General features: G+C 70.6%; 15 protein-coding genes. 9 read left to right on the top strand and 6 right to left on the bottom strand.

Annotation, left to right across the window (positions count from 1 at the left end; all coding sequences use genetic code 11):
* Positions 1-166: 166 nt before the first annotated feature.
* The 3 genes from hisS to hisG are packed head-to-tail and all read left to right on the top strand — an operon-like array spanning position 167 to position 3793.
* Entirely contained in the window at positions 167-1681 is a 1515-nt protein-coding gene (gene hisS / locus ASD21_RS02415) for a histidine--tRNA ligase (RefSeq protein ID WP_056436096.1), read from the top strand.
* Between the two features lie 4 nt (positions 1682-1685).
* Entirely contained in the window at positions 1686-2843 is a 1158-nt protein-coding gene (locus ASD21_RS02410; RefSeq protein WP_056436093.1) for an ATP phosphoribosyltransferase regulatory subunit, read from the top strand.
* On the top strand, positions 2840-3793 hold the full coding sequence (gene hisG / locus ASD21_RS02405) for an ATP phosphoribosyltransferase (protein WP_056436091.1): 954 nt from the start codon (positions 2840-2842) through the stop codon (positions 3791-3793). Before ASD21_RS02410 ends, hisG begins: the two co-directional genes overlap by 4 nt.
* A gap of 466 nt (positions 3794-4259) precedes the next feature.
* Here the strand turns inward: hisG and ASD21_RS02400 are convergent, their stop codons facing one another.
* The 6 genes from ASD21_RS02400 to ybaL form a co-directional block, all read right to left on the bottom strand.
* Positions 4260-6386, bottom strand: a complete 2127-nt coding sequence (locus ASD21_RS02400; protein ID WP_056436087.1) for a M13 family metallopeptidase — start codon at positions 6384-6386, stop codon at positions 4260-4262.
* A gap of 142 nt (positions 6387-6528) precedes the next feature.
* Positions 6529-7023 carry a copper chaperone PCu(A)C gene (locus ASD21_RS02395; protein WP_056436085.1) on the bottom strand — a complete coding sequence of 165 codons (495 nt, stop codon included), beginning with the start codon at positions 7021-7023 and terminating at the stop codon, positions 6529-6531.
* A gap of 14 nt (positions 7024-7037) precedes the next feature.
* On the bottom strand, positions 7038-7547 hold the full coding sequence (locus ASD21_RS02390; RefSeq protein WP_056436082.1) for a YcnI family protein: 510 nt from the start codon (positions 7545-7547) through the stop codon (positions 7038-7040).
* Between the two features lie 14 nt (positions 7548-7561).
* Positions 7562-9628 (bottom strand): TonB-dependent receptor family protein, encoded by a 2067-nt coding sequence (locus ASD21_RS02385; RefSeq protein ID WP_056436080.1) that lies wholly within the window; start codon positions 9626-9628, stop codon positions 7562-7564.
* Between the two features lie 71 nt (positions 9629-9699).
* On the bottom strand, positions 9700-10089 hold the full coding sequence (locus ASD21_RS02380; protein ID WP_056436078.1) for a DUF2946 family protein: 390 nt from the start codon (positions 10087-10089) through the stop codon (positions 9700-9702).
* A gap of 126 nt (positions 10090-10215) precedes the next feature.
* Entirely contained in the window at positions 10216-11868 is a 1653-nt protein-coding gene (gene ybaL / locus ASD21_RS02375) for a YbaL family putative K(+) efflux transporter (RefSeq protein WP_056436075.1), read from the bottom strand.
* 71 nt (positions 11869-11939) lie between these two features.
* On the opposite strand from ybaL, the gene ASD21_RS02370 reads away from it, so the two are divergent.
* From ASD21_RS02370 to ASD21_RS02345, 6 genes are all read left to right on the top strand, one after another.
* Positions 11940-12203, top strand: a complete 264-nt coding sequence (locus ASD21_RS02370; protein WP_056436322.1) for a helix-turn-helix transcriptional regulator — start codon at positions 11940-11942, stop codon at positions 12201-12203.
* 52 nt (positions 12204-12255) lie between these two features.
* On the top strand, positions 12256-14028 hold the full coding sequence (locus ASD21_RS02365) for a cation:proton antiporter domain-containing protein (RefSeq protein ID WP_056436071.1): 1773 nt from the start codon (positions 12256-12258) through the stop codon (positions 14026-14028).
* Positions 14029-14256: 228 nt separating this feature from the next.
* The gene (locus ASD21_RS02360; protein WP_056436069.1) at positions 14257-14901 is read left to right on the top strand and encodes a TetR/AcrR family transcriptional regulator; all 645 of its coding nucleotides are present in this window, start codon (positions 14257-14259) and stop codon (positions 14899-14901) included.
* Complete coding sequence (locus ASD21_RS02355; protein WP_056436066.1) at positions 14898-15884, top strand: HlyD family secretion protein; 987 nt, start codon at positions 14898-14900, stop codon at positions 15882-15884. The genes ASD21_RS02360 and ASD21_RS02355 overlap by 4 nt, the downstream gene beginning before the upstream one ends.
* Positions 15881-16837: an ABC transporter ATP-binding protein gene (locus ASD21_RS02350; RefSeq protein ID WP_056436063.1), complete on the top strand. Its 957-nt coding sequence runs from the start codon at positions 15881-15883 to the stop codon at positions 16835-16837. Before ASD21_RS02355 ends, ASD21_RS02350 begins: the two co-directional genes overlap by 4 nt.
* Positions 16834-17994 carry an ABC transporter permease gene (locus tag ASD21_RS02345; protein WP_056436060.1) on the top strand — a complete coding sequence of 387 codons (1161 nt, stop codon included), beginning with the start codon at positions 16834-16836 and terminating at the stop codon, positions 17992-17994. Before ASD21_RS02350 ends, ASD21_RS02345 begins: the two co-directional genes overlap by 4 nt.
* The last annotated feature ends 13 nt before the right edge of the window (positions 17995-18007 follow it).

Here is an 18007-nt window from a genome sequence, read left to right as displayed (position 1 = left end):
CCGTACGCCGCACCATCACGGCCGCCACCACCATCCGACCTCGCCTCGCGGGATCGGCCGGGTCCGTTCGCTCTAGCGACACCCAGCCCGAGCCCCCGCCCAAGGCGGATGGGGCTTGAGCAAAAGCGCCATCCGTCGAGACCTACGACCAGGACCCGACGCGCGCATGACCGACCAGACCGACGCTCCCGAAGCGACCACCTTCCGTCCCGAGGCCCGCGCGCCGCGCGGCTTCGCCGACAAGCGCGCCCGCGACTTGCGGGCCGAGCGGGCGATCCTGGAGGCGGTGTCGGCGGTCTATGAGCGCTACGGCTTCGAGGCGCTGGACACCGGGGCGTTCGAATATGCCGACGCCCTGGGCAAGTTCCTGCCCGACAGCGACCGTCCCAACGAGGGGGTGTTCGCCCTGCAGGACGATGACGACCAGTGGATGGCGCTGCGCTACGACCTGACCGCGCCCCTGGCCCGCTTCGCCGCCCAGAACTGGGAGACCCTGCCCAAGCCGTTCCGCCGCTACGCGTTCGGGCCGGTGTGGCGCAACGAGAAGCCGGGTCCGGGCCGGTTCCGCGAGTTCATCCAGTGCGACGCCGACACCGTCGGCTCGGCCCGTCCCGAGGCCGACGCCGAGATCATCGCCATGGCCGTGGCCGGTCTCGAGGCCGCCGGCCTGCCGCGCGGCGCGGCGGTGCTGAAGATCAACAATCGCAAGCTTCTCAACGGCCTGCTGACCGCGGCCGGGGTCGAGACCAACGGCCAGAAGCTGGGCGTGCTGCGGGCCGTCGACAAGCTGGACCGCCTGGGCGTCGAGGGCGTGCGCCTGCTGCTGGGCGAGGGCCGCCTGGACGAGAGCGGCGCCTTCACCAAGGGCGCGGGCCTGGCGGGCAAGGCGATCGACTCGGTGCTGGACTTCGTCCAGGCCGGGCCCCAAGGCGGGATTGGCGGCCGGTCCGAGACGCTGGCCAAGATCGCCAAGGTGATCGGCGGCTCGGCCGAGGGCGACGAGGGGCTGGAGGAGCTGGCCAAGATCGACGCGGCCCTGAAGAGCCTGGGCGTGGCCGACGACCAGGCGCTGTTCGAGCCGTCGATCGTCCGGGGGCTTGAGTACTACACCGGCGCGGTGTTCGAGGCCGAGCTCTTGCTGTCGACCACGGACGACAAGGGCGCCAAGGTCAGCTTCGGCTCGATCGGCGGCGGCGGGCGCTATGACGACCTAGTGGCGCGGTTCACCGGCCAGCAGACGCCGGCGACCGGCTTCTCGTTCGGCGTCTCGCGCCTGGCGGCGGCCCTGCGGGCGGCGGGGCGCGAGCCCGGCGGCCAGGCGCGCGGCCCGGTGGTGATCATCAATTTCGACCAGGCCCACATGGGCGAGTATTTCGCCGTGGTCGGCGAGCTGCGCAACGCCGGGATCGCGGCCGAGGTCTATCTGGGGACCTCGGGCATGCGGCCGCAGATGAAATACGCCGACCGCCGCATGGCGCCGGCGGCCGTCATGCTGGGCGGCGACGAGATCGCGGCCGGCACGATCACGATCAAGGACCTGGACCTGGGCCGCGAGCTGGCCGCCGGGGTGGCCGACAACGCCGCCTGGAAGGCCGAGCGTCCCGGCCAGCAGACGATCCCGCGCGGCGAGCTGGTCGCGGCGGTTAAAACGATTATTGGCCGCAAGATCATCGGGGGCTAGGTTCATGAGGCTCGAGCGTTCCATTCCGGCGGAGGCGCTCGACGCCATCCGCGCCCCGTTCCTGACGGCCGGAGCCGCCCCGACCGACGCGCCCGTGCTGCAGCCCCTGGGCCTGCTGCTGGACCTGGCCGGCGAGGCCATGCGCTCGCGGCTGTTCGTGGTCTCCGGCGACGCGGGCGAGGAGGCCTGCCTGCGCCCCGACTTCACCGTCGCCATCGCCCGCCAGCACCTGGCGGCCGGAGACGGGGAGGGCCGCTACCTCTACGAAGGCAAGGCGTTCCGCGTCGCGCCGCGCGGCAGCGACCGGGCCGAGGAGTTCCTGCAGATCGGGGTCGAGGCCTTCGAAGCCGGCGATCCCGTGGCCGCCGACGCCGAGATCGCCGCCCTGGCCTGGGCCAGCTCGGCGGCGGGCGGGCGCGACGACCTGACCCTGCTGCTGGGCGATGTGAGCCTGTTCGGGGCCTTCGTCGACAGCCTGGGCCTGACCCCGCCGCTGGGCGCGCGGCTGAAGCGGGCCTTCGCCAAGCCGCGCCAGCTGAAGATCGAGCTGGAGGGCGGCTCGTCGGCCCTCGGACAAGGCGCGGGCGAAGAGAAAAGCCGCATCGCCGCCCTGCTGGCCGGCCTGCCCGAGGCCGAGGCCTCGGCGGTGCTGCAGGAGCTGTGGTCGCTGGCCGGCATCGAGCCGGTGGGCGGCCGCCGCCCCGCCGAGATCGCCCACCGCCTGGTCGAGCGGGCCCAGGCCGCGCAGGCCGGCGCCCTGTCGGCCGGCGAGGCGCAGGCCGTGCGGGCCTTCCTGGCGGTCAGCGACCGTCCGGGCGCGGCCCTGGACGCCATCTCGGCCCTGGCCGGTCCGCGGCGCGCGACGCTGGACGCGGCCCTGGACGGCTGGCGCAAGCGCCTGGCCGGCCTGGTCGCGCGCGGCGTTCCGGAGGACCGCATGCGCCTGACCGCCGCCTTCGGGCGCGCGTTCGGCTATTACGACGGCTTCCTGTTCGAGGTGCGCAGCGCCGCCCTGGACGAGGAGCGGCCGGTGGCCGCCGGCGGCCGCTACGACGGCCTGCCCGCCCGGCTTGATACCTCAAGAGGGGGATCCGAGACGAAAACCGGCGCCGTGGGCTGCATGGTGCGCCCGGCGCGAGCCTATGCGGGGGGTGGCGAATGAGCGCTCAAATGATCTTCGCCATTCCGTCAAAGGGCCGGCTGAAGGAGCAGGTCGAGGCCTGGCTGGCCGAGTGCGGCTTCCGGCTGGAGATGTCGGGCGGCTCGCGCGGCTATAGCGCCGAACTGTCGGGCCTGCCGGGCGTGTCGGTGCGGCTGCTGTCGGCCGGCGACATCGCCGCGGGCCTGGACAGCGGCGAGCTGCACCTGGGCGTCACCGGCGAGGACCTGCTGCGCGAGCGCGGCGACGACATGGACGCGCGGGTCATGCTGCTGCGGGCCCTGGGCTTCGGCCGCGCCGACCTGGTGGTCACCGCTCCCAAGAGCTGGCTGGACGTCGACACCATGGCCGACATCGACGAGGTCGGTCACGCCCATCTCGCCAAGACCGGCCGGCGCCTGCGGGTGGCCACCAAGTACGTCACCCAGACCCGGGCCTTCTTCGCCCGCCACGGCGTGGCCGACTACCGGATCGTCGAGAGCAGCGGGGCCACCGAGGGGGCCCCGGCGGCCGGCGCGGCCGAGCTGGTGGTCGACATCACCACCACCGGGGCCACCCTGGCGGCCAACGGGCTGAAGGTGCTGAGCGACGGGGTGATCCTCAAGAGCCAGGCCCAGCTGACCGCCTCGCTGATCACGCCGTGGACGCCGGGCCAGATCGAGTCGCTGGCCCGCCTGCTGTCGGTGGTCGAGGCCAAGGGCCGGGCCCGCAACATGGCCACCCTGGTCTGGCCGGCCGAGCAGGACGCGGCGGGCCAGGCCGCCGTGGCCCCGTTCGTCGGCCAGGGCGCGCGCCGGGCCAACGGCGCCCTGCTGGCCGCCGCCGACCTGTTCGAAGCCGCCGCGGCCTTGGGCGCGGCCGGGGTCGAGCCGGTCACCGTCTCGCGTCCCGACTATGTCTTCGAGTCGCGGTCGGCGGTTCTGGACGCGCTTCGGGATCGGCTGGTTCGGTAAGTTTTGACTGACTTGTCAAAAAATCGCTAGGAGATCGGCGATAAGTTTGACCCGACGGTCCAATCTAACGGTTTTATGTCAAAAATATTCCTTGGCCGTCGTGGAATCCGGATCGTTGCCGTTGACACCATCTCGGATTTGCCGTTTCTACCCCTTGCAAGGAAGAAACGAGCCCAAAGAGAGCTCCCTTCCTTCGGCGTTTCGGGGAGGAAACGCCCACCTAGATCGAATGATCGAGAAATAGCTGGACCCGTCGCGATTATCCCCCGCGACGGGTTTGGTGTATCTGGGTCTGATTTCGGTTTTTGACAGACCCGATAAAAACGGCGGCTCCGCGATGCGGGCCGCCGTTTTTGCGTTCGGGGACATGCCCTTGCGGCGTGTCCCCACCCGACGCACGGAGGCTAAATGGCCCGCGCGGTCTGATGCTGATGGGGACACGCCGCGAGGGCGTGTCCCCGTTCGATCACCAGATTCGAACCCGGTCCTCCGGCGCCACGTACAGCTTGTCGCCGGGCTTGATGTCGAAGGCGCCGTACCAGCCGTCCTGGTTCCGGATCGTGCCGTTGACGCGGTAATAGGCCGGCGAGTGCGGGTCGCTGACCACCTGCTGGCGCAGGGCGTCGTCGCGCTGCTTGGCCCGCCAGACCTGGGCCCAGCCCAGATAGACGCGCTGGTTGCCGGTGAAGCCGTCGATCACCGGGGCCGGCTTGCCGCCCAGCGAGACGTGATAGGCCTGCAGGGCGAAGGCCAGGCCGCCCATGTCGCCGATGTTCTCGCCCATGGTCAGCTGGCCGTTGACGTGCGCGCCCGGCAGGGGTTCGAAGGCCGAATACTGGGCGCCCAGCCGGTCGGCCTGGGCCTTGAACTTGGCGGCGTCCTCGGCGGTCCACCAGTCGCGCAGCACGCCCTTGCCGTCCGACTTGCGGCCCTGGTCGTCGAAGCCGTGGCTGATCTCGTGGCCGATCACCCCGCCGATGCCGCCGTAATTGACGGCCGGGTCGGCGTCCGGATGGAAGAACGGGGCCTGCAGGATGGCGGCCGGGAAGACGATCTCGTTATTGACCGAGCTGTAGTAGGCGTTGACCGTCTGCGGGGTCATGCCCCACTCGCTCTTGTCGACCGGGCCGTTCAGGCGCTCGACGTCGTGGCGCCATTCGAAGGCGGCCGAGCGCAGGGCGTTGCCGTAGACGTCGTCGGCCTTGATCGTCAGCTTGGAATAGTCGCGCCACTTGTCGGGATAGCCGATCTTGACGGTGAACTGCGCCAGCTTCTCCTCGGCCTGGGCCTTGGTCTCCGGCGACATCCAGTCCAGCGTCTCCAGGCGGGCCTTCAGCACGCCGCGGATGTTGCCGACCAGGTCGATCATCTTGGCCTTGGATTCCGGCGGGAAGTAGCGGGCCACGTAGACGCGGCCGACCGACTCGCCCAGCTCGCCGTTGACCGCCGCGACGGCGCGCTTCCAGCGGGGCTTCTGCTCGGGCTGGCCGGCCAGGGTCTTGCTGCGGAACTCGAAGTTGGCGTCGACGAAGCGCTTGGACAGCATCGGGGCCGCGCCGTCGGCCACCTTGAACGCCTGCCAGGCCTTCAGCGTGTCCAGCGGCGTGTCGGCGTAGATCTTGGCGAACTGGGGGAAGGCGGTGTTGGTGGTCACCACCACGCGGTCGAACGGCGGCAGCTCGGTCCCGACCAGATAGCGGTTCCAGGCGAAGCCCGGGGTCAGGGCCTGAAGTTCGGCCAGGCTCATGGGGTTGTAGGTCTTGTCGCGGTCGCGGCGCGCGGCGCGGGTCCACGAGGCCTCGGCCAGCTGGGTCTCGAAGGCCACGATCGCCTTGGCGTTCTCGGCCGGCTTGTCCCAGCCGATCAGGGTCAGCATCTGGGCGACATAGGCCTCGTAGGCGGTCTTCTTCTCGGCGAACTTGGCGTCGAGATAATAGTCGCGGTCGGGCAGGCTGAGGCCGCCGGTCGAGGCGTAGACGGCGTAGCGCGTCGGGTTCTTGGCGTCGGGATTGATGCCCAGGCCCAGGATCGCCGAGAAGCCGGTGGTGGGATTGCGGCCCATCAGGGCGGTGAAGTCGTCCCTGGTCCCGACCTTGCGGATGTCGGTCAGCTCGGGGGCGATCGGCTTGGCGTCCAGCTTCTCGGCCAGGGCCTCGTCCATGAACGCCTTGTAGGCGGCGCCGATCTTGACCGTGTCGGCGTCGGGCGCGGCGCTGGCCGCGGCCTCGGTGATGATCGCCCTGGTGCGGGCTTCCGACAGTTCCGACAGCTTGTCGAAATTGCCGTAGCGCGAGCGGTCGCTGGGGATGGTGGTGTTGGCGTCCCAGGTCCCGTTGGCGAACTTATAGAAGTCGTCGCCCGGCTTGACCGAGCGGTCCATGCCCGCCGCGTCGAAGCCCCAGGTCCCGTAGCGCGGCGAGTCCAGCGACATCGTCGCCGGGCCGGCCGCCGGGGTGTCGGCGGCGACGAACAGCGATTGCAGGGTGCAGGCGTCGTTCAGGCAGGCGTGGTCGTGGTCTTCACGCGCCTGCGCGCCGAAGGCCGACAGGGACAGGGCGGCCATGGCGGCGGCGGCGAACCAGACTCGTTTCATGAAGCAGCGATCCGTTGGAAAATCCGAACCGTGACTTGGCCATCCCCGGAACGTTTTCGCCCCTTACTTTTTTGTCATGTTTGGGTGGCGGCGTTCAAACCCCTCCCTCTCTCTAAGAGAGAGGGATTCACGCCCCCCGCCCTCAGTGGTCCATGTGCATCCCGGCCATCGGGTCCGCTCCCGCCTTCGGGGCGCCGGTTTCCACCGACAGGTCGATGCGCAGCTTGCGGCCGCCGTCGAACACCAGGGTCAGCGGCACCTTGCCGCCCAGGGCCTGGGCCTTGGTCAGGCCCATCAGCATCAGGTGATAGCCGCCCGGCGCGAAGACGACGCTCGCGCCGGGCGCGATCGTCAGGCCGCCGGTCACCGGCCGCATCGAGGACACGCCGCCCGCCATGCTGGACTGGTGGATCGTCGCCGACTTGGCCGCCGGGCTCTCGACGGCGACCAGCTTGACCGGCTTGGCGCCGACATTGGCCAGGGTCAGGTAGCCGACGCCGTTCATGCCGGCCTGGGCGGGGCGGGTCCACGGGCGGCGGACCTCGATCCCGCCGGCCCGATAGTCGCCGGCGAGAGCGGGCGCGACGAAGGCGGGAAGGGCGACGGCGGCGAGGGCCGCGAGGGCGAAGCGGTTCATGGCGTTTCTCGACATCAGTGTTTCATGCCCGGCATGTCAGGCATCGGAGGCGTTTGTTCGGCGGCGGGGATCAGGCGCACGGTCGGGGCCGGGCGGGTCAGCTTCTCGCCGGGACGGTCGGGATCGGGGATCTCGGTCCACTGGCTCTCGCCCTTCTCGCAGGACTGGATGACCGGGAAGACCAAGTTTCCAGGTTGGCTCGGCAGCTTCATCAGCAAAGCGAAGTCGTCGAACTGGTCGTCGGGCAGGCGGCCGGTCCAGGTGACCGCTGTGGCCTTTTCGCCGTCCTTCTCGATGTCGATGGTCCAGCCCGGCTTGGGCTGGGGCCGGGCCGAGACCACGGTGTCGGGGATCTCGACCCGCAGCTTCAGCGTGGTGTCGCCGGCCGCGCAGGCGTGGCCCACGCGGAAGGCGATGGCGGAATAGGATCCGGCCTTGGCCTCGCCGGGCGCGGCGACCACGTGGGCCAGGGCGGGGACGGGGGCGGCCAGCAGGGCCAGCAAGATGATCAGCGGAGCTTTCATGGCTTCCTCCTCCCTCAGAAATCGACCGTGACGCCGCCGAACACCGACCGGCCGTCACCCGGCCAGAGCGTGGCGGTCGCGGGGGTCCAGGTCACGGCGGCCTGGGTGTTGGACACATAGGCCTTGTCGGCCAGGTTCCGCGCGTCGAGGAACAGCGACACCTGGTCGCTGACCTTCCAGCCGGCGTTGAAGTTCAGGATCGCATAGCCCGGCGCCTTTTTGGTGTTGGCGTAGTCGATCCACGGATCGGTGGCCGACCATTCGACCGACGGGGCGACGAACCAGCCGCGCGGATCGTCGTAGCGGACTTCCGAACGGTAGACGTTCCTGGGCACGATCGGCAGGCGGTTGTCGCCGTACTGGACGTCGCCGTCGAAGCGGAAGTCGGAATAGGTCCAGGTCTGGCGGATGCGCCAGCGCGGGGCCGCCGCCCAGTCGAGCGCCGCCTCGACGCCCTGGTGGATCGTCTTGTCGGCGTTGAAGGTCGAGGCCGGGATCGACGCGTTCACCGTGTACTGCAGCATCTCCTTGTTCAGGTCGGCGCGGTACAGGGTGACGTCGTAGGTGAACGGGCCGCGATGGCCGCGTGCGCCGACCTCGCCGGTCCAGGCGTCCTGGGCCGCGACCGGCGTGAAGCCGGTGTTGGTCGGCGACATCGAGCCCAGGTTCGGCGGCTCGACCGAGCGGGTGATGTTGGCGAACACCTGAGAGCCGTTGTCGTCCTGCCACAGCAGGCCGATGCGCGGGGAGACCCAGTTGTAGGTCTTGGAGGCGGTCAGGTTGAAGGTCGTGGAGACGCCCGGCGTCGCGAAGCTGACATAGTCGCGGTCGGCCTGGCCCCAGGTGGCGCCGGCCACCAGGGCCAGGTGCTCGGTGACGAAGACGCGGCCCTCGCCGAAGACCTCGAAAGCGTCCGCGTTCTGCTGGGTGCGCGAGGTCGGCGCGCCGCGGGCCCCGCGAACATTGACGTAGAAGTTGGAGTCCAGATCGCCGGTTCGGCGCCAGGCGCCGAAGAAGGCGTCAGCCTTCTTGCCACCGACTTGACCGTCCCAGTCGAAGCGGCCGAAGGCGCCGTAGTTACGGCTCTGCTGGTCGATGACCTGGAAGATCGGGTGGTCCAGGTCCTTCCACACCGCATAGACCGAACCCTGGAAGACGAGATCGTCGCTCAGCCGCCATGTCGCGCCCAGCGACCCGCGCACGCCGCGCTGGTTGCGGCCCTGGTCGCCGTTGGCGTTGGCGGCGGCGGTCTGGTGGGGATCGGTTTGGAACTGGGCCAGGGTCAGGGCGCCCGGGATCTCCTGGTTGATGTTGGATCCGTTGACGATGAACCGCACCTCACGGTCCTGGCCGAAGGAGCGCCCGATGTTCAGGCTTCCGAACTGGATGTTCTGCTGGCTCTGCGAGCGCCAGCCCTGGCTGGTCTGGTTGGTGGCGGCGGCGTAGACGTCCCAGTCGCCGGACCGGCGGGCCAGGGCGAGATGCTCACGCAGCAGGCCGAACGCGCCGCCGTCGATGCGGACCTGGTTCTCGAACCCGGCGTCCTTGCCCGTGGGGGTGACCATGTTGATCGCCCCGCCCAGCAGGGCCCCGCCGAAGCGCAGGGCGTTGCCGCCGCGATAGACCTCGGCGTAGCGGGTGTTCAGCGGGTCGGCGATCTGGCTGTCGCCGTAGCCGTCGGCCTCGTTCAGCGGCACGCCGTCCTGGGCCAGCAGCAGGCCGCGATTGTGGTTGGCGTTGCCGATCCCCGAGCCGCGAATGGAGATGCGCACATCCCCGCCCCACTTGCGCTGGGCGTAGACGCCCGGGGCGTCGCGCAGCATGTCGTCCAGGGCCAGGGCCTCGCGGCTGATGTAGCTCTCCTGGGAGATCACCGAGACGCCGCCGGGGGTTTCCGACAGACGCTTGCGGGCGGCCGCCACGACCGGCGGATCCTCGGGATCGGGGCGGGCGGTGACGATGACCGAGTCGACGGTGGCGCGCTGGTCGGTATCGACGGCCTCTGGCGCGGCGAAGGCGGCGGAGGACGACAGGCAGAAGGCGGCGCCGGCCATCAGGCCCCGGCGGAAGGATTTTGACATGGAGATAGCCCCGAAAGCATGACGACGCGCGTCGGCCGGCGGCCGGGCGCGCGGATGAAGGTGTCAGGCGATCAGGCGGTCGGCGGTCCCTGTCCGGGCGGGCGCGGCGGGGCGCGGGCCAGGGCGACGCCGGTCAGGGCGGCGCGGGGCGCGGTCTCGATGCGGGCGCTGTAGAGCACCGGGGCGACGGCGATGTCGGGCGGGGTGGTGACCGCCAGGCTGACGGCCACGCACTGGGCGCAGGGCAGTCCGGCGAAGCCCTTGGCGGGTTTCGGCTTGCCGATCACGTCTCCGGCCACCTGCACGGCCTTGGCGCCGTCGGCGGTGCAGATCACCACCGACTGGCCGGCGGCGTCGTGGGCCATGGCCGCGGCCGGGATCAGGGCCTGGACCAGCAGAGCCAGCATCGCCAGCAGGGCGATGGGCCAGGTCGTCCGGGTCTGGGCGCGGCGGGGGCTCATGATTTTCGGGGAGTAGGCGCTGGCGGGCGTTTGGTCAATGCGGCGCCGGGGACATGCACTTGTGCGTGTCCCCACCGAAACCTCCGTGCCTGAAATGGGGACACGCACACGTGCATGTCCCCGACCCTAGTGCACCGAAACCGCCGGCGCCGCCCGCTTCGGCGCCAGGGCCAGCATGCCGCGCGCGATCTCCTGCTCGCCGATCAGGGCGTGGGTGGCGCCCATCTGGGTCAGCAGAGCGACGTCGGCGTCGGTATAGGCGCGGGCGATGATCTTGACCGCCGGGTTGGCGGCGCGGGCCTGCTCGATGATCCGGGCGGCCTCGAACGGGCTGGGCACGGCGACGAACAGGTGGGTGGCCTCGGCCAGGCCGGCCTTGAGCAGCACCTCGGGGCGCACGGCGTTGCCTTGCAGCACGTCAAAGCCGCCGGCCCGCAGTTCGTCGGCGCGTTCGCTTTCGTCTTCGATCACGACGAGCGGCATGCGGCCTTTCAGGCCCTCGGCCACGGCCTTGCCGACCCGGCCGTAGCCGACCAGCACGCCGTGGGGCTGGGCGGCGATCGCCGGGGCCACGGGCTCGCCCGTCCGACCGATCAGCTTGGGCAGGATCTTGTCCAGCACCACGAACAGCAGCGGGTTGATCAGGATCGACAGGATGGCCCCCGCCAGGATCAGGTCCTGGCCGTCCTTGGGCAGCAGCTTCAGCGACACGCCCAGCCCCGCCAGGATGAACGAGAACTCGCCGATCTGGGCCAGGCTGGCCGAGATGGTCAGGGCCACGCTCTGCGGGCGCTTGAAGGCCACGACGATCAGCCAGGCCGCCACCGACTTGCCGATCACGATGATGGCCAGGGTGGCCAGCACGGCCAGGGGCTCGCGCAGGATCACCGACCAGTTGAACAGCATGCCGATCGACACGAAGAACAGCACGGCGAAGGCGTCGCGCAGCGGCAGGGTCTCGTTGGCGGCCTGCTGGCTGAGCTCGCTCTCGGCCATGATCATGCCGGCGAAGAAGGCCCCCAGGGCGAACGACACGCCGAACAGCGCCGCCGAGCCGAACGCGACACCCAGAGCAATGGCCAGCACCGCCAGGCGGAACAGCTCGCGCGAGCCGGTGTGGGCGATGCGGTGCAGGATCCACGGGATCACCCGCCGCCCGACGATCAGCATCAGGGCCACGAAGGCGCCGACCTTGCCGATGGTGATCGCGAAGGCGCCGGCGACGCCGCCGGGGCCGGGCGGCGGGGCCTCGCCGCCGAGCATGCCCGACAGGGCCGGCAGCAGCACCAGGGCCAGCACCATGGCCAGGTCCTCGACGATCAGCCAGCCGACGGCGATGCGGCCGCGGTCGGTCTCGATCAGCCGCCGCTCCTGCAGGGCCCGCAGCAGCACCACGGTCGAGGCCACCGACAGCGCCAGGCCGAACACGACCCCCGCCCCCAGCGTCCAGCCCAGCAGGTGGGCCAGGCCCACGCCCATGGCGGTGGCCGCCAGGATCTGGACCACGGCGCCGGGGATGGCGATCTTGCGCACCGCCAGCAGGTCCTTGACCGAGAAGTGCAGCCCCACCCCGAACATCAGCAGGATCACCCCGATCTCGGCCAGCTGCGGCGCCAGCTCCTGATCGGCCACGTAGCCGGGCGTGAACGGCCCGACGACCACGCCGGCCACCAGGTAGCCGACCAGCACGGGCAGCTTCAGGCGGTTGGCGACGGCGCCGAACACGAAGGCCAGGCCCAGGCCGGCGACGATGGTGGCGATCAACGAGGTGTGGTGCAAAGGCTCTCCTTGACGGTCAACATTTTCGGGCGTACTCAACCAATATGGGTGACGATGCCCGGGAGCGCCAGATGCCCCACGCAAAAATTCTCCTGCCGGCCCAGTGCCGGGGCGCGCGCGGCCTGCTGGGCTGGTCGCAAGGCGATTTGGCTGACCGGGCCGGGGTCTCGCGCAGCACGGTCAAGGATTTCGAGACCGAGCGCCACGCCCTGCACCATAGCACCGAACGCCTGCTGATCGACGCGCTGGAGACCGGCGGCGTGGCGTTGATCCCGCCCGGAAACGATCATGGCGCCGAGGCCGGCGCCGGTGTGAGACTGAAACAGGCCAGTTAGCCCCTTCCTGGCTGGCGTCCTTCAAAGGAGACCCGACCACGTGGACCATGCGATGTCGCCCGCGGACTACAAGGATCTGGTGCTGTTCCTGGCCACGGCGGGCATCGTCGCGCCGCTGTTCAAGCGGCTGAAGCTGAACCCCATTCTCGGCTTCCTGATCGCCGGCGTGATCCTGGGGCCGTTCGGCCTGGGCGCGCTGAGCCACAGGCTTCCCTGGCTCGACTACGTCACGGTCGACAACCCCCAGGAAATCGCCCAGCTGGCCGAGTTCGGGGTGGTGTTCCTGCTGTTCATGATCGGGCTGGAGCTGTCGTGGGAGCGGCTGCGGCTGATGCGCAAGCTGGTCTTCGGCCTGGGCGCCCTGCAGATGATCGGCTGCTCGCTGGCCCTGGGCGGCGTCGCCATGGCCCTGGGCCAGCAGCCGGTCGCGGCCCTGGCCATCGGCGCGGCCCTGACCCTGTCGTCAACCGCCATCGCCGTGCCGGTGCTGGTCGAGCGCAAGCGTCTGCACGCCGAGGGCGGGCGGGCGACCTTCTCGGTGCTGCTGTTCCAGGACCTGGCGGTGGCCCCGATCCTGATCACCCTGGCGATCCTGGGCCGGGGCGACGGGGTGTTCAACCTGAGCGACCTGCTGGCCCTGGGCCCGGCGGTGGTCGGCCTGGGGATCATCGTGCTGTTCGGCCGCCTGGCCCTGCGGCCGATGATGCGCTCGGTCGCCAAGGCCAAGAGCGAAGAGATGTTCATGGCCGCCTGCCTGCTGGTGATCATCGGCGCGGGGCTGGTGGCGTCGCTGTCGGGCCTGTCGATGGCCCTGGGCGCCTTCGTGGCCGGCATCCTGCTGGCCGAGACCGAGTATCGCCACGAGGTCGAGGTCAAGATCGAGCCGTTCAAGGGTCTGCTGCTCAGCCTGTTCTTCGTCTCGCTGGGCATCCGGCTGGATCTTTCGCTGTTGGTCGCCGCGCCGGGCCTGGTGCTGGGCGTCGCCGTCGGACTGCTGGTGGTGAAGGGCGTGATGGTCATGGGCTTGGGCCGGCTTTTCGGCCTGTCGAACCGCGCGTCGATCGAGGCCGCCCTGACCCTGGCGGCGGGCGGTGAGTTCGCCTTCGTGATCCTGGACAACGCCATGGCCGCCAGCGTGGTCTCCGACCAGATCGGCCAGGCCGTGCTGGTGGCCGCGACCCTGACCATGTTCCTGATCCCGACGCTGTCGGGGATCGGCGGGCGCCTGGCCAAGAAGGCGGCGCCGCCGCTCGAGGAAGCGCCCGATCTGGTGGGCCTCCACAGCGAGGAGCCGGCGGGCCGGGTGCTGGTGGTCGGCTACGGCCGGGTCGGCCGGCTGGTCGGCGACATGCTGGACCGCCACGATCTGCCCTGGATCGCCATCGACCGCGACCCCAGCTTCGTCCAGCAGGGCCGCCGCGCCGGCCACCGGGTCTATTTCGGCGACGCCGCGCGGGTGGAGCTGCTCGAGCGCTGCGGCCTGGATCACGCCCGCGCCGTGGTCGTGACCATGGACTCGCCGGAAGCCGCCGAGGCGGTGGTGGCCACCGCTCGCGGCCATCGTCCCGACCTGACCATCGTCGCCCGGGCCCGCGACGCCCGCCACGCCGCCCGCCTCTACGAGCTGGGCGCCACCGACGCCGTGCCCGAGACCATCGAGGCCTCGCTGCAGCTGTCGGAAGCGGTGCTGGTCGACATCGGCGTGCCCATGGGCCTGGTCATCGCCTCGATCCACGAACGCCGCGACGAATACCGCAAGGTGCTGAACCGGCCGGACGCGCTGGGCGGCAAGCGGAAGCGGCTTAGGGACGCGGGAAGGGGCTAACCCGCGAACACCTTCTCCCGGAGGGGAGAAGGAGGGGCCCGCGCCGTAGGCGTGGGAGGATGAGGGGTTACGCTCCTCGCCGTCGTGCCGGCACGCCGTTAGCCGCCTTCACCCCTCACCCTCCCAACCGCTTCGCGGTCGGGTCCCTCCCTCTCCCCTCCGGGAGAGGGTTGCGCGCTCCGTGGATAAGTATATAACTGACCCGTCAGTTATATATCGAGAGACCCCGTGCAGCCCGGCCAGCCCAAGTGGCGACGACGCAGCGAGGCCCGGCCCGGCGAGATCATCGCCGCGGCGCTGGTCGTGTTTTCCGAGAAGGGCTTCGCGGCCGCGCGGCTGGACGACATCGCCGCCCGGGCCGGGGTCTCCAAGGGCGCGCTCTATCTCTATTTCGAAACCAAGCAGGACCTGTTCCGGGCGGTGGTGCGCGAGACCATCGCCCCGAACCTGCAGGCCGTCGCCGGCTTCATCGGCCAGAGCCCGCTGCCGTTCGCCGACCTGATCCGCCTGGTCTTCGCCCGCATCGCCGAGGTGATGACCGAGGGCCGGCTAGGGGCGGTGGCCAAGATGGTGATCGGCGAGTCGCGCAACTTCCCGGAGCTGGCCAAGGTCTGGCACGAGGACGTGGTCTCGGTGATGCTGGGCGCGATGAGCGGGGCGGTGGCGGCCGCCCAGGCGCGCGGCGAGGTGCGACCCGGCGATCCCCAGCTCTATGTGTTCAGCCTGGCGGGGCCGCTGCTGCTGGGCGTGCTGTGGCGCGAGGTGTTCGTGCCGATCGGGGTCAAGCCGGTCGATCTGAAGGCCTTGCTGGCCCAACACGCCGAGGTGGCGCTCCGGGGGATGCTGGTCGAAACGGGGGAGGGGCGCGCATGAAGCCTCAGGTTCGCATCGTGCTGGCCGTCGCGGCGGCCCTTCTGGTCGGGTTCGTCGCCTGGCGGATCTGGGGGCCGGGCTCGGCCCATCCCCGGCGGCTGTCGGGCTATGTCGAGGGCGAGACGCTTTATGTCGGGGCGTCCGTGGCCGGCCCGGTCAGCACGGTGTCGGTGCGGCGCGGCCAGCGCGTGGCCGTCGGCCAGCCGCTGTTCGCCCTGGACGCCGCCCAGCTGGTGGCCGCCCGCGACCAGGCCGCGTCCCAGGCCGCCGCCGCCCAGAGCCAGGCGCGGGACGCCGCCAAGGGCCAGCGGCCGGACGAGCTGGCGGTCTACGACGCCCAGCGCGCCGCCGCCGCCGCCGCCCTGGCCGAGGCCCAGGCCGACTACAACCGCATCGCGCCCTTGGCCGCCAAGGGCATCTACGCGCCCGCCCGCCTCGACCAGGCCCGGGCCGCGCTGAAGACCGCCCAGGCCAATGTCCGGACCGTCGAGCAGCAGCGCCGGGTCGGCACGCTGGGCGCGCGGCCGGACGCGATCCGCGCCGCCGAGAGCCAGGCCGCCGCGGCCCGCGACCAGTTGACGGTCGCCCAGGACCGCCTGGATCAGATCAGCCCCAGGGCTCCGGCGGCCGCCCGGGTGCAGGACGTCTTCTACCAGCCCGGCGAATGGGTGGCGGCCAACCAGCCGGTGGTGGCCCTGCTGGCCGACGACCGGGTGCGGCTGCGCTTCTACGTGCCCCAGGCCGAGGTCGCGCTCTACCGGCCGGGCGCCCGGATCGCGTTCAGCTGCGACGGCTGCGAGAGCGGCCTCGGCGCGCGGATCAATTTCGTCAGCCCACGGGCCGAGTTCACCCCGCCGGTGATCTACAGCCGCGACGCCCGCGACCGGCTGGTGTTCCTGGTCGAGGCCCTGCCGGACCATCCGGCCGACCTGCCGCCCGGCCTGCCGGTCGACGTGGTCCCGCTGAGGGGCGCGGCCAAGTGAGCGCGGTCCTCGCCAAGCCCGTTGACGACGCGGCCGGCGAGCTGGCCGTCGACGTGCACGGCCTGAACAAGTCGTACGGCGACAAGCACGTGGTCCAGGATCTGTCGATCCAGGTGGGCGTGGGCAAGATCACCGGCTTCCTGGGCCCCAACGGCTCGGGCAAGACCACCACCCTGCGCATGCTGTGCGGCCTGTTGACCCCCGACGCCGGCGAGGGAACCGTGCTGGGGCTGGACTTCCGGCGCCACGCCAACGAGATCAAGCGCCAGACCGGCTACATGACCCAGAAGTTCTCGCTCTACGAGGACCTGTCGATCCGCGAGAATCTCGACTTCACGGCCCGGATCTACGGCCTGGACCGGCGGCGCGCGCGGGTGGACGAGGCCCTGGAGCGGCTGGGCCTGGCCAATCGCCAGAAGCAGTTGGCCGGGAGCCTCTCGGGCGGCTGGAAGCAGCGCCTGGCCCTGGCGTCCTGCGTGCTGCACGCGCCGCGCCTGCTGCTGCTGGACGAGCCCACCGCCGGGGTCGACCCCCAGGCGCGGCGCGAGTTCTGGGACGAGATCCACGCCCTGTCGGCCGAGGGCCTGACCGTGATGGTCTCGACCCACTACATGGACGAGGCCGAGCGCTGCCACGACATCGCCTACATCGCCTACGGCAAGCTGATGGCGCGCGGGACCCTGGACGCGGTGATCGGCCAGTCGGGCCTGACGACCTTCCGCGCCGAGGGGCCCGGCGCCGACCGCCTGGGCCGCGAGCTGGCCAAGGCCCCGGGCGTGGCCATGGCCGCGCCGTTCGGCGCCGCCCTGCACGTCAGCGGCCAGGACCGCGCGGCGCTGGAGGCCGCCATCGCCCCCTACCGCAAGCCGCCGTTCGTCTGGACCGAGGTCTCGCCGACCCTGGAGGACGTGTTCATCCAGCTGATGGCGACGTCGCGGGACAACTTTCAATGAGCGCCGCCTCCTCCGATCGGGGTCTGTCCCTGAACCGCATCCTGGCGGTGCTGACCAAGGAGTTCATCCAGCTCACCCGCGACCGGCTGACCTATGCGATGATCCTGGTCATGCCGATCGTCCAGCTGATGCTGTTCGGCTACGCCATCAACAGCGATCCGCGCGATCTGCCCACGGCGGTGCTGGTCCAGGATCACGGACCGATGGCCCGCTCCGCGCTCTCGGCCCTGGCGCACAACGGCTATTTCAAGATCGTCCACGAGGCCGCCTCTCCCGAGGAGCTGGACCAGGCGATCGCCCGGGGCGAGGTGCAGTTCGCCCTGACGATCCCCGCCGACTTCACCCGGCGGGTGGTGCGCGGCGACCAGGCCCAGATCCTGGTCGAGGCCGACGCCTCCGACCCGGCCGCCACCGGCGGGGCGATCGCGGCCCTGGCCAATCTTCCGCGTACGGCGCTGTCGCGCGACCTGGTCGGGGCGGTGGCCCCGTCTTCCAGCATAGGGGCCGGCCGGGATCCGTTCGAGGTGGTGATCCACCGGCGCTACAATCCCGAGGCCATCACCGCCTACAACATCGTGCCCGGCCTGCTGGGCGTGGTGCTGTCGCTGACCCTGGTGATGATGACCTCGCTGGGCATGACCCGTGAATACGAGCGCGGCACCATGGAGAGCCTGCTGGCCACCCCCGCCAAGCCGATCGAGGTGATGATCGGCAAGCTGTCGCCCTATGTGGTGGTCGGCCTGATTCAGACCCTGGTCATCCTGATTCTGGCCCGGGTGCTGTTCTCGGTGCCCATGGCCGGCGGCTGGGACGCCCTGGCGGTGGGGGTGGTGCTGTTCATCCTCGGGTCGCTGTCGCTGGGCTTCCTGATCTCGACCGTGGCCCGCAACCAGCTGCAGGCCGTGCAGATGTCGTTCTTCTACATCCTGCCGTCGATCCTGCTGTCGGGCTTCATGTTCCCGTTCCGGGGCATGCCGGCCTGGGCCCAGGCGCTGGGCAGCGTGATTCCCGTGACCCACTTCCTGCGGGTGGTGCGCGGCTCATTACTCAAAGGGCTGGGTGTTGAGGACCTGTGGGCCAGTCTTGCCGCCCTGGCGGTATTTGTCGTGGCGATCGCCGCCGCCGCTATGTCGCGCTACCGACGGACCCTGGACTGAGGTAGCCGGCGCC

The organism is Caulobacter sp. Root1455, assembly GCF_001426905.1.
Taxonomy (GTDB): Bacteria; Pseudomonadota; Alphaproteobacteria; order Caulobacterales; family Caulobacteraceae; genus Caulobacter.
This window is presented reverse-complemented; position numbering and strand designations above follow the sequence as displayed.

Bases quoted from the DNA above. Each gene is read 5' to 3' on its own strand.
- hisS (WP_056436096.1), top strand. From the start codon at position 167: ATGACCGACCAGACCGACGCTCCCGAAGCGACCACCTTCCGTCCCGAG.
- ASD21_RS02410 (WP_056436093.1), top strand. From the start codon at position 1,686: ATGAGGCTCGAGCGTTCCATTCCGGCGGAGGCGCTCGACGCCATCCGC.
- hisG (WP_056436091.1), top strand. From the start codon at position 2,840: ATGAGCGCTCAAATGATCTTCGCCATTCCGTCAAAGGGCCGGCTGAAG.
- ASD21_RS02400 (WP_056436087.1), bottom strand. From the start codon at position 6,386: ATGAAACGAGTCTGGTTCGCCGCCGCCGCCATGGCCGCCCTGTCCCTG.
- ASD21_RS02395 (WP_056436085.1), bottom strand. From the start codon at position 7,023: ATGAACCGCTTCGCCCTCGCGGCCCTCGCCGCCGTCGCCCTTCCCGCC.
- ASD21_RS02390 (WP_056436082.1), bottom strand. From the start codon at position 7,547: ATGAAAGCTCCGCTGATCATCTTGCTGGCCCTGCTGGCCGCCCCCGTC.
- ASD21_RS02385 (WP_056436080.1), bottom strand. From the start codon at position 9,628: ATGTCAAAATCCTTCCGCCGGGGCCTGATGGCCGGCGCCGCCTTCTGC.
- ASD21_RS02380 (WP_056436078.1), bottom strand. From the start codon at position 10,089: ATGAGCCCCCGCCGCGCCCAGACCCGGACGACCTGGCCCATCGCCCTG.
- ASD21_RS02370 (WP_056436322.1), top strand. From the start codon at position 11,940: ATGCCCCACGCAAAAATTCTCCTGCCGGCCCAGTGCCGGGGCGCGCGC.
- ASD21_RS02365 (WP_056436071.1), top strand. From the start codon at position 12,256: ATGTCGCCCGCGGACTACAAGGATCTGGTGCTGTTCCTGGCCACGGCG.
- ASD21_RS02355 (WP_056436066.1), top strand. From the start codon at position 14,898: ATGAAGCCTCAGGTTCGCATCGTGCTGGCCGTCGCGGCGGCCCTTCTG.
- ASD21_RS02345 (WP_056436060.1), top strand. From the start codon at position 16,834: ATGAGCGCCGCCTCCTCCGATCGGGGTCTGTCCCTGAACCGCATCCTG.